Genomic DNA, 13,170 nt, shown 5'->3' on the forward strand with positions numbered 1-13,170 from the left:
ATCATTGCTCCATTATATTCAAACCGTATTTCAAAAAGCTTTCGAAAGCTTCCCGCAATCGTTCTTCGTATTCGCTTTCGTTGCGAAAACTCCACCAATAGTCTGGTTTTGCGTTGGGAATTAAATTGCTCAACCGAGTTTCAAATCCACCGTTACTTCCAAACAACGGGCGATCACCGACGTTTTTCACCAAATTAATGGTGAAACGGCGCGGGGGGGGCGTAAGCATTACGGTTGTAGAAATTTGCACTTCAATAAAGCAGGTTTGTGCTTTGGGGATTGTTTGCCGGAATACGAACGACAGACCTTCTGGACCGGGTTGGCTTACCTCTGCAGCAAACTCATAATGATGCAGTGTAAGCAACTCTTGTCCAATTTTGATGGCACTCTCCCGATATAATGCACCCCATTCATTCTGACTCAACAGGTTATATTCGGTATCAAGATACAACACCAATCCTTTTACAACCTTTGGCGACCAGAAGAATATTTCCCAACATCCTTCTTCATCCAAATGAGCAGGCGGGTATTCGTTGATTTCGGTTAGGGCAGTACGGGCATCCGGTTGCCATTGGCGGGCAATAATAATAGCCTTTTTGAAAGCTTCGGTAGCCTCTGTCCAGCTATCAGAATCGTCCAGTTCCGGTTCTTCGAGATTAAAAAAGCCCATGATTAATCAAATAACTCCGCATAGAAACCACGTATATAATCTGGGAGTAATTCGGTTTTACCCATCACGCCGCTGGCAAGTCCTGCGTATTGTTCCCAATCAATCACTGTTCCATCCGCTTCAAACATTCCTCTGAAACCGGTTAGCGCATCCCCATTTTCATAAACACGCGCAAGTTCTTGCGCACGACGGTAATGGGGGTCGGTTTCCTCAGAAAGTCGCCTAACCATTGCTGAGAAAGTTTTGCGTACTTCGGGGTCTTTTCGCAATTCATGCCACCAAGCATGCGCTAACTCGTGTATAGCGGCTTCTTCCTGAGCTGTTTGAAGTTCGACTAATTTGCTGTCAGGATACCACCCGCCGCCGCCGTGTGTACTGTGTGGGTTTTTCACTACGATATGAACACCATAGTATTGCAACCACTCCCATGCGCGTTCGCGAATGGGTAGCGGCGGTAGGTCAGGATGAACTATAATCATAGAACTATCTTCTATCACTTAGCGGCTCAACTATAACTGCCGTGCCATAGGATAGAACTTCAGTGATACCGTCCGACACCTCGTTGGCATCGTAATGCATACCAATAATTGCATTTGCGCCTATCTGAGCGGCATGTTGAATCATTAACTCAAAAGCTTCTTCTCGCGCTTTCTCGCAAAGCTCAACATAGATGCTAATTTTACCACCCACTAGCGCTTGGAAACCTGCCCCAATATTACCGATTACACTGCGGCTGCGTACAGTTATACCGCGTACCACCCCAAGATAGCGCACAATTCGAAATCCCTCGAAACTAAAGGCAGTTGTAACCATACCACGATCTAGGAAACTAGGGGGTGGCATTCCCGGTCCGGGTTGCGGCGGAAAACCACCGGGTCCCGGATTGTATCCACCGGGCGGCGGGGGCGGGAAATTGCCGGGCGGTGGTTGATTATAAGGTGGTTGCATCAGTTTTGCTCCTTGCTTTACATTTGACAAGTCAAAAAAAGACTCAGATCATCCCTATACTGGGAGAATTACTTCTATTTAAAATTATAGCATATAGTTAAACCCCCACTTTGAGATTAAATTTCAATTGCTTTAGTGATTTGAAAAGAGTTTACAGCGGTTTGGATATAAATACTCAGGGCAGCTACCGCTAGTGAACTAAAAAGGGCATCCTTGCTAAAATAGTGGGATTGAAAAAGAAAGAATAGTCCCCTTAAGGAGCAAGAAAATGTCTCTCCAGCCACAAAAGAGCGAAACGATACCGCAAGACATCGAAATGGTGTGTGGGCGGCTCGATTGGAAATATCTTTTAGGTCTAGAATTGAGTGTAGTTAAAGTTACTGACAAATAACGTCAAGGCTTGTTAACTTGCCCTAACATATAAACATCAGCAATTAAATAATTGAGGTAATATGTCTGATTCAATTTTGCTGGTAAGAACCGGAACTGAAGAAGGCTGTATAACGGGCGGAGTTAGTCTTGATTTGCTAGGCGCAAGGTTACTCCAATATGGTTATTATCTTGATGTGCAACCTAGAGTTCTAGGCACACAGGAGGATATTTCTTTTACGCAGCCTGCTTTGGTTATAATCGAACTCGACTCGAATAAGGCTTTGGAAGCGCTTGAATTAAGTTACAAGCTAAAATCTTCGGCGCTCACAGCACATATTCCGGTCTTAGTGGTGAGTAATATTTCTGAGGTAAATCTGGTGAATCAGTTTTACCAAACCGGCGTTTCTTATTATATTCATCTTATGCGAACTCGCCGTAAAAACTCGAATATTAAGGCTATTGAGCATATCTGCGATATTTCGATGGGCTTCATTCACCATACTTATGGCACGCCCGCTCCAACTTCACTGAATACAAAGCGAAGCAATTATATCGGTTCGGGTTTGATGCATTCTCCATTGGATAATTAAAAAAGCGGGGTTTTACGCCCGCCTTTTTATTATTTATCCTTAATACAACAACGGAGTTGTTTTACTAATTCGCTCGAACTTAAACCTTTTTCAAGGAAAAGGTCACAGTTGGCTTCTTCGGCGCGCTTGCGATTGGCAAAATCCGAGTGAATGGTGAGAATAATTACCGCTCTGGCGAGGTTTTCTTGTTTAATTTGGGCGCATGCCTCAATACCGTCAAAATCCCCACCATCCGGCATTTCCAAATCCGTAATTACAACATCCGGTTGTAACTGACGTGCTACTTCCACTGCTTCTGGTCCGCTGGTAGCTTCCCCCACCACCTCTATATCATCTTCGAGAGTCAAAATAATCCGCAAACTCTCCCGAACAGATTCAAGGTCGTCTACCAACAGCACATTAATTGTATTATTTTTTACCGGCTTAGCTTCGTCGCTTGCAGGCTTTGTTATTTTTGCCAAATTACCGAAGGTTGCGTAAAAAGAATTATTTTCAATAAATAGGTCATTATTAATAGCAAACACGCTTTTCATTGTTATCCTCGTTTTTATTCCTACTACCGTTTGTTCACTAACGATTAGCTCTGGTAACATTGTAAGAAAAGTAACGAGATATAACATCGAGCCATAGGCTAAATCTAATAGCCTTACATTAGCCCATCCCATTATGCCACTAACGGTGAGAATTACATAAGCCTAAAGACCTATTTCAGACTAGGGCTTAAGAACCATTAGCTGTCATGGAGAAGTAAGGAGTTACAGTTGGGGAGAGAATAACTTGCAACCCCCTAAGTGTGACTGGTTAATCGAAATGCGCTAACCCTTTTTCAAGAACCCTTAACCAATTGGCATGATAAAAGTTTCTGATGTCTTCGTCACTAAAACCATGCTTCAGCAACGCTTCACCAACTAAAGGCAAATCGTTCAAACCTTTTAGCGGTTCCGGAATCGATTCAGCCCCAAACCCTCCGTCCCAATCTGTGCCAAATCCAATGGCGCGGGTGTGCCCGGCGAGTTCGCAGATATGGCTAATATGCCGCACCACATCTTCAAGCGTGGCTTTACGCCCTTCTTCTTTAGCTACAAGAAAACGATCGTATAATACAACTCCTATAACTGCATCGCGTTCCAGCAAACGGCGGATCATATCATCTGATAACTGGCGATCTGTGTTAACGATGCTGCGGCAGTTGGCATGGCTCGCAATGGTTACGCCACTATACACATCTAGGGCATTGTAGAAACTCTCTTCCGCCATGTGGCTAATATCTAGAATGACTCCCAACCTTTGCATTTCGGAGAGAAGTTCGACTCCGAGCGGGGTTAGCTGTCCCGGTTCACCCGTTCCACCGCAGTAACGATTAGATTTCCAAGCCGGTCCGATAAGCCGCAAGCCCTTATCAACCCACTGTTGCAATTCATCTGGCCGTCGAATCGGGTCTGCTCCTTCAAGTGACAGCATAATGCCGAGTTTTTGAGCGCCATCCTTGATTTCTTTCAGGTGCGTATGCAAGTCGATAAGGTTGCGAATAAGCTTGACCTGTGGTTGCTCCCTCGCGACCCTGTTATAGAAATCAACTTGCCACATGCCCTGTGCGTGGGCTTCTTCAGCGTTTGAGAAAGAGAGACTCTCTCCGACAATACTGATGGCTCTTTCTGGTAAGGTGAAGATAGTACCAATCACAAGGCGCACTGGGCTAGCCAGCAAATCCGGCAGCGATACCAACCGCTCGCCATAAATCGCTGCATCATTTACACGTTCACGCGAGGACTTGATTTCTTCAAAAAAATCCCGTCCAAAACTGGCGTTCCATCCAATATCTTGATGACTATCTATAATAAAAGGAATATCCGGCATGCTGACTCCAACTTCAATTCTATAAGGACTAGACAATAAAAAAGAGGGACGCAGCGAACTGCGTCCGACTTTCAACGCTATGGCATAGAAAATCTAACTTTCAAGCGATTTGTCGGCGATGTCCAACGCCTGATCCAATAATACCAAACCTTCCTGCAATTGCTCCTCGGTGATACATAGTGGAGGATTGCAGAAAATGCTATTCCAGCGAACTAGCGCAAGCACTCCGTTTTGGCGCAAGAAACCGCCGATCTGATTCATTACTCCCATCTCTGCCGGTTTTGGATTAAACGGTACTAATGGCTCGCGCGTTTTCCTGTCTTTGACCAGTTCCATAACCGAGAAAAGCCCGATTGCACGCACATCTCCCACGCAGGGATGTTTGTCGCGCAGTTTCTCAAGCTCAGCTTTCAGGAATTTCCCCACTGTCGCTGCATTTTCTATCAGGTTATCTTCCTTGTAAACCTTGATCGTAGCAATGGCGGTGGCTAATGCCAAAGTATGGGAGTTGTAGGTAAGCCCGAACGGTAGCGGCGAATTTTCGAATCTCTCGGCTATCGCAGGCGATACCATCAATGCACCTAACGGGACATATCCCGAAGTTATGCCCTTCGCCATCGTCATCATATCCGGTTGTACGCCCCAATGCTCGATGGCAAACCATTTTCCGGTGCGTCCAAATCCTGCCATTACTTCGTCAGCGATAAGCAAAATTCCATATTTGTCGCAAAGCTCACGCAACCCTTGCCAGTAGCCGTCCGGTGGGATGATAATCCCGTTTGTTCCGGTTACACTTTCCATGATAATTGCTGCTACATTTTGCGGACCTTCAAACTGAATTACTTCTTCCACATGGTTGAGGCAGTTCATGTTACATGCGCCTTCACCTTTGCAGAAATTACAGCGATATTCGTATGGGTCAAGCACGCGCACTACGCCCTGCATGCCAGGTTCGGAAGACCAACGGCGCGGCTCGCCTGTCAGGGACATTGCGCCGAAAGTTGCGCCATGATAGCTGCGGTAACGCGCAATAATCTTGTGTCGTCCGGTATAGGTGCGGGCGATGCGAATAGCCGCCTCCACTGCTTCCGTTCCACCGTTGGTAAAGAAGGCTTTACTGAGGCTGGCGGGGGTTAATTCATTGAGCAGTTTGCCTAGTTCGGCGCGTGGTTCGGTAGCATGCCCTGGTAGCACATAGGGCAGTTTTGCAACTTGCTCTGAGACGGCGCGTATTACTCGATCGTCGCAATGCCCGATATTGACATTCATTAGCTGTGAATTGAAATCAAGATAACGTTTGCCATCGGTATCCCACAGATAAACGCCTTTAGCATGGGATATTGCCAGTGGTTTGACCGACGCTTGCGCTGACCAATCATACAAGGTGTAATCCCGGCAAGCCTGTAAAATTTCGTCTGTTGACATTGAAGCGGTTAACCCTTCGATGCTCATCGCCATCCTCCTGTTGTTTAACAATTTTGAGTCTGCCCGGCTTTAAGGAGTGACTTGCAAGCATGGGTCAAATTCCTCGCTTATTTAGTCACTCACCAGCTTTATTGCCTATACAGTTAACATTATAACAATGAAGGGGAAAGTAGGCATCTACTAGGCTACAAATATTTGCTGTTTGTTAGCATTTTACTCAAAGAAGCTATAAAGAAAACTCCCCTAAAAAGGGGAGCTTTACTTTTACTTTGATTAAATTACTGGTTCTGGTAGGGAATATGCCCATTCTTGCTGTGTTGTACTCGTCCTGAGCTAATTACCTGTGCTGCTTCTCGGTAGAACTTTTCCAGTTGAGTACGTGAAGCCTCTACCCGGATAATAGGTAGAATGTTGCTTGCTAATTCTTCAGCTTCTTCCTGAGTGGTAGCTTTGTCAATTGCTTGTTGCTCAGATTCAAGGTCGTAGAGGTAAATAATGAATAGCTCTGATTCCTCGTTATAGCCAAGCGCTAATCTCCCGGTTTGGGCTTCAACTTGGAAAGGTTCAGGATATACCCCGGTAGCGATTGGATCTTTTTGGCTCTTTCCGCCTTCGTATTGTTCCAGTAATTCGTTTATTGCATCAGCAAGAGCGCCGAGTTGCTCTTTTTCCATCCAGCAACAAGCTGAGCGCTTTCCTTCTCGGAATAGAACTCTGAAGCGTCGGTTACCCGGCATCCCAATTGCTTCCGGTTTTAATTCATCTATAGCACCAAAATCATGTAGCGCGTCCGCCATTATTGAAGAATCTCCTCTCTGCGTAGGTATATCCCAAGCTTTATGGAACGGTATTATACCACGAATTTTTCTTTGACTATGCCATAATAACTGCCGCCGAAATGTTGTAGCGTCTGACCTTCAGGTTGTTCTGGTTTCCAGAAAGTGTCGAATGCTTTTGGATCTGCCCAAACTGTTAAGACCTGCCCTACAAAGAGAGTATGGTCGCCGAGGGCTACCATTTCCATCAAACCGCATTCGATTGCGCCAAAACACTCCTCAATTAAGGGCGTGTTAACTCGTTTAGGTTCGGCAAGGTTAAACCCGGCGCGTTGGAATTTATCGGTGTCCTCGCCGCTGCTTGCCCCGCATATTTCGACTTGTCGTGCCATATCCGCTTGAGCAATGTTAAGCACAAATTCTCCTGCTCGTTTAATCAAGTCGTGGCTATAACGGCGTGGAGAGATGGCTACTCCTATTAATGGAGGTTGCATACTTAACGGTGTCAACCATGCTATCGGTACAATATCCATTTTCCCTTTTGCAGCAACCGTTAGCAGACAAACCGGGCTATGTTGGAGCATTCGGGTGGCATAACCTATGTCGATTTCCTGTTTTTTACCCATTAATTTTGATGAGTTCCTCTCTAAGCTGTACCTTGCGAATCTTTCCACTGCTTGTCATTGGAAAGCTCTCTACAAATCGAATCCTGTCCGGTATTTTGTAATCCGCGACTTTCTCTTTGATGTATTGGCGCATTTCATCTACATCTGCTTGTACTCCTTCACGCAGTTTGATGCAAGCGCAACTAATTTCACCTAATACCGGATCGGGCAAACCCACGATGGCAATTTCCTGCACTTTTTGGTTCTTATAATATAGCTCTTCCACCTCGCGGGGATAAATTTTCAAGCCCCCTCGGTTTATCATTTCCTTCTTTCGCCCAACTATCCGCACATTGCCAGCCTCATCCAGAGTAGCCAAATCCCCGGTATAGAACCAACCGTCTCGGTCAACTGCATTGGCAGTCGCTTCCGGCATATTATAATAGCCCTTCATCAGACCGGGCGTGCGGCAGACCAGTTCCCCAACTGCGCCTATGGGTACTTTATTTTCTTCATCATCCAGAATTCTAATTTCCATGCCGGGTAAAGTGCGTCCGACTGTTTCCTCACGTACTTCATTACAATCATTGGCACGAGTGATAGTCAGGCAAGGCGAAGTTTCGGTTAAACCGTAGGCGCTGAGAATCTCGCAACTCATTTCGGTGCGAATACGCCGGATGATTTCAGCCGGAGCAGGTGCAGCTGCGATTATGCCCGTTCGCAAAGAGCTAAGATTAAAGCGGCTGAAATTGGGGTTATTTAACTCCAAGATGAACATAGTCGGTACGCCGTGTTTGACGGTAATCTGTTCCGTTTCAACCAATAAAAGAGCTTCTTCAGGCTTGTAAATATCCATCAATATCACCGATGCGCCACAGCCTAAAGCTGTAACAATAGTGGGTCCCAAGCCGAAGATGTGAAAGAATGGAACACAGCCGAGAAATCGGTCACTTGAAATTACTTCTAGCATTTCCGCCACCGTAAGCGCGTTTTCTACAACGTTGCGATGGGTAAGCATCGCGCCCTTTGGTATTCCGGTAGTGCCGCTGGTGTACATTATTGCCAGCAAATCCTCGGACGGTTCGATAAGGGCAGGGGCAGAAAGGGCTACTTTTGCGCCTTCACCCAAAACCGTTTCCCACGATACCAAACCATGCCCACCTTCCGGTTGACCTACTACCACCGTTAATTGCAGCGCAGGCAATTGGGGCTTTAGCTCTTTCAACAAATGCGCGAAATCGAAATCACCAAACTCGGCGCAAGTGACTACAATTTTTGTGCCACTATTGCGTAGCATGTACTCAATTTCAGAAGAACGGTAGCGCACATTGAGGGGGACTATAATTGCGCCAAGACGTGCCGTAGCCAGATAGGTAATCACAAATTCGAGCCAGTTCGGCAGTATCAACGCCAGTTTATCTCCTTTCCCAAGCCCATGCGCATGCAAACCTGTTGAAAGGTGCTGTGCCTTCTCGCATACTTGCCGATAGCTTAGCCGGGTATGGTTGAAAACTAATGCTTCTGCCTCTGGGTGTTTCTTAGCCTGTTGCTCAAAAACTTCCCAAAGACTCAAATGCTTGAGCGGTGAATAATCCACTTTGCCGAATTTTTGCCCGTTAGTTTCCATATGGTTTTCTCCCGGTGGTTTCGTGGTGTCGCATCCAAGTTTGTTTTATAATTATACAACGTAGTGCAGTTTGTGGCTAAAGCTAATACGGGAGGATTATTTGCGATGAAAGCTTTATTGTTTGACTATGACGAAAGATTAAAACTAAAAACTGATTATCCTGAACCACAACTTGCACTCGGTGAGGCAATTATAAAAGTGAGTCGCGCGGGTATTTGTAATACCGATCTTGAGATTACCAGAGGCTATCTGGATTTTCATGGGGTATTGGGGCATGAATTTGTGGGGGTGGTGCAGGAGGTTAGCACGTCCTCCGAGAAGGATTGGCTTGGAAAGCGCGTGGTTGGCGATATAAACGCCGCTTGCTACCGTTGCGAAACCTGCCTATCCGGTAGGCATACCCATTGCCCAAATCGAACCACTCTTGGCATCTTCGGTCGCGATGGCGCATTCGCCGAATACTTGCGCTTACCCGTTGCAAATCTCTTTGTAGTTGCCGACTCCATTCCCGATGAAATGGCAGTATTTACCGAACCGTTGGCAGCGGCTTGCCAGATTTTATACCAGCTACATGTACGTCCCACTGACAAAGTTGCGGTAATCGGCGATGGCAAACTCGGCTTGCTGGTAGCGCAGGTATTGCGCCTGAGTGGGGCTGATTTAACTGTGCTAGGTCGCCATTCCGAAAAAGGGCAAATTGTGGCTCGTCAGGGGGTGCGCTATATAAAGCCTGAAGAAGGAAAGGACATTCGTGAACAGGTCGGGGGCGAATGTGATTTGGTGGTAGAGTGTACCGGCAATGAAGTTGGTCTGGCAATGGCTAAAGCACTAGTCCGTCCGCGTGGCACTATAGTCCTTAAAAGCACCTATCATGGCACTCCGGCAGTGCCGATGAGCCTGTATGTGGTGGATGAAATCACCTTGCTTGGTTCGCGTTGTGGTCCATTCGACGCGGCATTGCGCCTGATGGAACGCAAGTTGGTAGACTTAAATTCGATGGTTAGCTTTGAGTTTCCATTGATAGAAGGCATGAGAGCTTTTGAGCATGCTTTTGGTCATTCTAGCCTCAAGGTATTACTGAATATCTAAAACCTAGCGGCAAGGCTATTTGAGGGTCTTACCAACGGGCGATGATTGCACGGAAACTGACCTTGCCACTATATGGTTTGTCAGGATTTTCCACCTCGCTAGCCAGCCAATTATTAAGCTGGACTACCGCTTGGGTGTGAATTTCATCCGAATGTTCCCAGTCGCTACTGTACATGCGATTTATAAGCCGATTCGCCATTTCACGCTGTGATAGCGGCTTCAATTCAAACTCTAGTAAGTTTGTTTTTTCGATTTCTGCTCCCAACTCCTGCAAATACGAAATACTGATCTCCTCGCTGTGCCATGCTCTCTCCCGTTTTTTGCGTAGATCAGAACCTAAGCCCGCCAAAATCCTGCCCCATTTCTGGCGTACTGTTTGTTCGGGTGATAACTCTCCTGCTTCCTCAACAGCCTGCTCATGGGCAATAACCAGGCATCCCCCCGGTTTGCGCAATACTCTTTTTGCCTCTTTGAGAGTCTGTGCCAAATCGCTTACCAGATGTACTACATGTACCGCTATTGCAATGTCAAAACTGTTCTCTGGAAAAGGCAGCGCCGTTACATCCCCTACTTGTAAATTGTAGCGATATTTTGGTAGTTCAAGTTCTTCCGCTAGTTTGTTTTCAAGTCGTTTCAACATTTCAGATGAAATATCCACTCCGGTAAAGTCATAGCCGGATTTGATAAAGGGTAGCGCAATACGTCCGGTTCCAATACCTAATTCCAGAAAGCGTGTGGTAATATTTGCAGCGGTATAGTCAACCAATGCCTTGCAAATGTTTTCCGGAACACCTTCAGGAAAGCCTCTAGTTTCATCATAAAAACCCGCAGCTCTATCAAAAGAAATACCCGGCATAAAATACTCCTAATAGTTGTGAAAACCTAAGTAAACCCAAACCATTGTTATTTTATCGCAATTGTCAATTTTATGAGCATAATCAAAGTCTCAATTTGCAAACTGAATAATGTTGCGCTAGAATTGACCCGAATTGTGAACTTTGTTGCAAACTGTAAATGAACAATAACAAAATATACTTGAGTGAGGGAGTAGCAAATTATGGGCGCACGCAAAAAAGTTACTGTAATCGGCGCTGGCAACGTTGGTGCGACAACTGCACAGCGGTTAGCCGAGCGTGATTTTTATGATGTAGTGATGGTGGACATTATCGAAGGCTTGCCGCAAGGTAAAGCATTGGATTTGCGCGAAAGTGGCCCGGTTGAAGGTTACGACAGTCTTGTAATCGGCACTAACAGTTATGAAGAAACTGCCAATAGCGATGTAGTAGTTATAACCAGCGGTATCGCTCGCAAGCCCGGTATGAGCCGTGATGACCTCATTAATACCAACGCTGGTATCGTAAGACAAGTTACCGAAAGCGTAGCTAAATATTCTCCTAATTGCATTATTATAGTAGTGAGTAACCCGCTCGATGCGATGACCCAACTTGCTTGGAAAGCCAGTGGCTTCCCTAAGAATCGGGTAATGGGTATGGCAGGGGTGCTGGACTCGGCTCGTTTCAAGCACTTTATAGCCGAAGCTCTGGACGTTTCGGTTGAAGATGTAAACGCTTTTGTACTGGGTGGTCATGGCGATACAATGGTTCCGCTACCGCGCTATAGCACCGTTGCCGGTATTCCGATCACCGAACTTTTACCGGAAGAAAAAGTTAAAGCGATTTGCGAACGCACTGCCAATGGTGGCGCAGAAGTTGTAGCCTTACTCAAGACCGGCAGCGCTTACTACGCTCCTGCTTCTTCGGCAGCCGCAATGGTGGATAGCATCCTGTTGGACAAGAAGCGCATTATGCCCACCGCTACTTTGTTGGAAGGCGAGTACGGTATTTCCGGCTTGTTCGTTGGCGTACCCTGCAAACTCGGCATTAACGGCATTGAGCAAATCATCGAGATTACATTGACCGCTGAAGAAGATGCTGCTCTTAAGAAAAGCGCTGCCGCAGTAAACGAACTGGTGGAAGTAATTCGCCTGAAGGTTACAGATATCGGTCTTTAGAATCTGAATTTATCTGCTTACTAACCCCTTTCTTTTGAGGAAGGGGTTTTTATTTGCCAGCTTTCGGCAATGCGGTTAAAATCCCTTAAAATTACAACTTTGAATTGAGGATAAAACCTATGCACCAACCGGACAATCGTCGCTATTTACAGGATTTGATAAAAGGCTACCGCACAACACAGGTTTTGATAAGCTGTGCTGAGTTGGGTGTGTTTGAGCATTTGAAAGAGGAAGGCAGCGGCGCGGAAGACTTGGCACAATTGACGGGTTCCAACCCTGCTGCTATGGCGCGGCTCTTAAATGCGGCAGTGGCGCTGAAACTGCTTGGAAAACAAGGTGACCTGTATTTCGCGGAAGACTTAGCGCACGATTGCCTTTTGCCGGGTGCGCCTCGCTATATGGGCAATATTTTAAAACGTGAGGGTGCTTTCTACCGTCGGTGGTCTCACTTAACGGCAACAGTAAAGAGCGGTAAACGCCCGACAATAAATTTGCATGAAGAGAATAACACTCAATGGGTGCACAATTTTGAAATGGCGCTACTCGACACTGCCCGTTTTGTAGGTCCGTTAATTGCTGTTGGGCTTGCACCTTACCTGCCACATCAGGACACCCAAATTGCTAAAGTTATAGATGTAGGAGGGGGTCATGGCGGGTATAGCATTGCGCTGGCAGAAACATACCCCAAGCTAGAAGCGCTTGTTTTTGAATTACCGGAAGCGGCAGCCGTAGCTCTCGAAGTTATCGCACAATCTGCTGTTGCCGATAGAGTCAAGGTACGAGCAGGTGATTTCAGGAAAGATGAGCTCGGTACAGGTTTTGATATGGCGTTGCTGTTTGGGGTACTCGTCAGTGAAACGCCACCGAATGCCCTAGCTCTTTTGCAAAAAGTATATAGTGCGCTAAAATCCGGTGGTGTGATAGTGATTCGTGGCTTTTATCTTGGACCTGACAAAGCAAGTCCCCTTGAAGCCACTCTTTATGATCTGCACATGTTGTTATCCACCGAAGCAGGGGGAGCGCAAACCCTCGATGAATTGATTGAGTGGCTACAAACTGTCGGGTTTCGTTCCTTTGAAACCGTCTCTTTGCCTTACCCAGAACAATCCGATTTGTTGATAGCTCACAAGCCTTTCGTATAATTACCCATCCTTTTGTTAACGCTGCTATCCCACCAATTTGACTTTGCGTGAAGAATGT

General features: G+C 46.2%; 15 protein-coding genes. 5 read left to right on the top strand and 10 right to left on the bottom strand.

Annotation, left to right across the window (positions count from 1 at the left end; translation table 11 throughout):
- Position 1 precedes the first annotated feature (1 nt).
- The 3 genes from OZ401_RS01965 to OZ401_RS01975 are packed head-to-tail and all read right to left on the bottom strand — an operon-like array spanning position 2 to position 1,513.
- A complete protein-coding gene (locus OZ401_RS01965; RefSeq protein ID WP_341469033.1) occupies positions 2–670 on the bottom strand; it encodes a hypothetical protein in 669 nt (222 codons plus the stop codon).
- 2 nt (positions 671–672) lie between these two features.
- Entirely contained in the window at positions 673–1,149 is a 477-nt protein-coding gene (locus tag OZ401_RS01970) for a hypothetical protein (protein WP_341469034.1), read from the bottom strand.
- Between the two features lie 4 nt (positions 1,150–1,153).
- Complete coding sequence (locus tag OZ401_RS01975; protein WP_341469840.1) at positions 1,154–1,513, bottom strand: YbjQ family protein; 360 nt, start codon at positions 1,511–1,513, stop codon at positions 1,154–1,156.
- Between the two features lie 373 nt (positions 1,514–1,886).
- Here OZ401_RS01975 and OZ401_RS01980 point away from each other — a divergent pair, with 373 nt between their 5' ends.
- Positions 1,887–2,009: a hypothetical protein gene (locus OZ401_RS01980; protein ID WP_341469035.1), complete on the top strand. Its 123-nt coding sequence runs from the start codon at positions 1,887–1,889 to the stop codon at positions 2,007–2,009.
- Between the two features lie 61 nt (positions 2,010–2,070).
- Entirely contained in the window at positions 2,071–2,580 is a 510-nt protein-coding gene (locus OZ401_RS01985) for a PleD family two-component system response regulator (RefSeq protein WP_341469037.1), read from the top strand.
- 29 nt (positions 2,581–2,609) lie between these two features.
- Here the strand turns inward: OZ401_RS01985 and OZ401_RS01990 are convergent, their stop codons facing one another.
- The 6 genes from OZ401_RS01990 to OZ401_RS02015 all read right to left on the bottom strand — a co-directional run bounded on the left by OZ401_RS01990 (position 2,610) and on the right by OZ401_RS02015 (position 8,870).
- Entirely contained in the window at positions 2,610–3,113 is a 504-nt protein-coding gene (locus OZ401_RS01990; protein ID WP_341469039.1) for a response regulator, read from the bottom strand.
- 268 nt (positions 3,114–3,381) lie between these two features.
- Positions 3,382–4,437 carry a dipeptidase gene (locus OZ401_RS01995; protein ID WP_341469040.1) on the bottom strand — a complete coding sequence of 352 codons (1,056 nt, stop codon included), beginning with the start codon at positions 4,435–4,437 and terminating at the stop codon, positions 3,382–3,384.
- 93 nt (positions 4,438–4,530) lie between these two features.
- Positions 4,531–5,889 (bottom strand): aminotransferase class III-fold pyridoxal phosphate-dependent enzyme, encoded by a 1,359-nt coding sequence (locus OZ401_RS02000; protein WP_341469041.1) that lies wholly within the window; start codon positions 5,887–5,889, stop codon positions 4,531–4,533.
- A gap of 251 nt (positions 5,890–6,140) precedes the next feature.
- Complete coding sequence (locus OZ401_RS02005) at positions 6,141–6,659, bottom strand: DUF3090 family protein (protein ID WP_341469042.1); 519 nt, start codon at positions 6,657–6,659, stop codon at positions 6,141–6,143.
- 53 nt (positions 6,660–6,712) lie between these two features.
- Positions 6,713–7,264 (bottom strand): flavin reductase family protein, encoded by a 552-nt coding sequence (locus tag OZ401_RS02010; RefSeq protein ID WP_341469043.1) that lies wholly within the window; start codon positions 7,262–7,264, stop codon positions 6,713–6,715.
- Positions 7,257–8,870, bottom strand: a complete 1,614-nt coding sequence (locus OZ401_RS02015; RefSeq protein WP_341469044.1) for an AMP-binding protein — start codon at positions 8,868–8,870, stop codon at positions 7,257–7,259. Before OZ401_RS02015 ends, OZ401_RS02010 begins: the two co-directional genes overlap by 8 nt.
- Before the next feature lie 105 nt (positions 8,871–8,975).
- Between OZ401_RS02015 and OZ401_RS02020 the strand changes: the two genes are divergently transcribed.
- Complete coding sequence (locus OZ401_RS02020) at positions 8,976–9,959, top strand: MDR/zinc-dependent alcohol dehydrogenase-like family protein (RefSeq protein WP_341469045.1); 984 nt, start codon at positions 8,976–8,978, stop codon at positions 9,957–9,959.
- A 28-nt stretch (positions 9,960–9,987) separates the two neighbouring features.
- Here OZ401_RS02020 and OZ401_RS02025 read toward each other — a convergent pair whose 3' ends face one another.
- Positions 9,988–10,815 carry a class I SAM-dependent methyltransferase gene (locus OZ401_RS02025; RefSeq protein WP_341469046.1) on the bottom strand — a complete coding sequence of 276 codons (828 nt, stop codon included), beginning with the start codon at positions 10,813–10,815 and terminating at the stop codon, positions 9,988–9,990.
- Between the two features lie 201 nt (positions 10,816–11,016).
- Between OZ401_RS02025 and mdh the strand changes: the two genes are divergently transcribed.
- Complete coding sequence (mdh, locus tag OZ401_RS02030; RefSeq protein ID WP_341469047.1) at positions 11,017–11,970, top strand: malate dehydrogenase; 954 nt, start codon at positions 11,017–11,019, stop codon at positions 11,968–11,970.
- A gap of 119 nt (positions 11,971–12,089) precedes the next feature.
- Positions 12,090–13,112, top strand: a complete 1,023-nt coding sequence (locus OZ401_RS02035; RefSeq protein ID WP_341469048.1) for a methyltransferase — start codon at positions 12,090–12,092, stop codon at positions 13,110–13,112.
- Positions 13,113–13,170 lie beyond the last annotated feature (58 nt).

It is taken from the genome of Candidatus Chlorohelix allophototropha (assembly GCF_030389965.1).
In the GTDB taxonomy this organism is placed as follows: Bacteria; Chloroflexota; Chloroflexia; order Chloroheliales; family Chloroheliaceae; genus Chlorohelix; species Chlorohelix allophototropha.

Bases quoted from the DNA above. Each gene is read 5' to 3' on its own strand.
- OZ401_RS01965 (WP_341469033.1), bottom strand. From the start codon at position 670: ATGGGCTTTTTTAATCTCGAAGAACCGGAACTGGACGATTCTGATAGC.
- OZ401_RS01970 (WP_341469034.1), bottom strand. From the start codon at position 1,149: ATGATTATAGTTCATCCTGACCTACCGCCGCTACCCATTCGCGAACGC.
- OZ401_RS01975 (WP_341469840.1), bottom strand. From the start codon at position 1,513: ATGCCACCCCCTAGTTTCCTAGATCGTGGTATGGTTACAACTGCCTTT.
- OZ401_RS01980 (WP_341469035.1), top strand. From the start codon at position 1,887: ATGTCTCTCCAGCCACAAAAGAGCGAAACGATACCGCAAGACATCGAA.
- OZ401_RS01985 (WP_341469037.1), top strand. From the start codon at position 2,071: ATGTCTGATTCAATTTTGCTGGTAAGAACCGGAACTGAAGAAGGCTGT.
- OZ401_RS01990 (WP_341469039.1), bottom strand. From the start codon at position 3,113: ATGAAAAGCGTGTTTGCTATTAATAATGACCTATTTATTGAAAATAAT.
- OZ401_RS01995 (WP_341469040.1), bottom strand. From the start codon at position 4,437: ATGCCGGATATTCCTTTTATTATAGATAGTCATCAAGATATTGGATGG.
- OZ401_RS02000 (WP_341469041.1), bottom strand. From the start codon at position 5,889: ATGAGCATCGAAGGGTTAACCGCTTCAATGTCAACAGACGAAATTTTA.
- OZ401_RS02005 (WP_341469042.1), bottom strand. From the start codon at position 6,659: ATGGCGGACGCGCTACATGATTTTGGTGCTATAGATGAATTAAAACCG.
- OZ401_RS02010 (WP_341469043.1), bottom strand. From the start codon at position 7,264: ATGGGTAAAAAACAGGAAATCGACATAGGTTATGCCACCCGAATGCTC.
- OZ401_RS02015 (WP_341469044.1), bottom strand. From the start codon at position 8,870: ATGGAAACTAACGGGCAAAAATTCGGCAAAGTGGATTATTCACCGCTC.
- OZ401_RS02020 (WP_341469045.1), top strand. From the start codon at position 8,976: ATGAAAGCTTTATTGTTTGACTATGACGAAAGATTAAAACTAAAAACT.
- OZ401_RS02025 (WP_341469046.1), bottom strand. From the start codon at position 10,815: ATGCCGGGTATTTCTTTTGATAGAGCTGCGGGTTTTTATGATGAAACT.
- mdh (WP_341469047.1), top strand. From the start codon at position 11,017: ATGGGCGCACGCAAAAAAGTTACTGTAATCGGCGCTGGCAACGTTGGT.
- OZ401_RS02035 (WP_341469048.1), top strand. From the start codon at position 12,090: ATGCACCAACCGGACAATCGTCGCTATTTACAGGATTTGATAAAAGGC.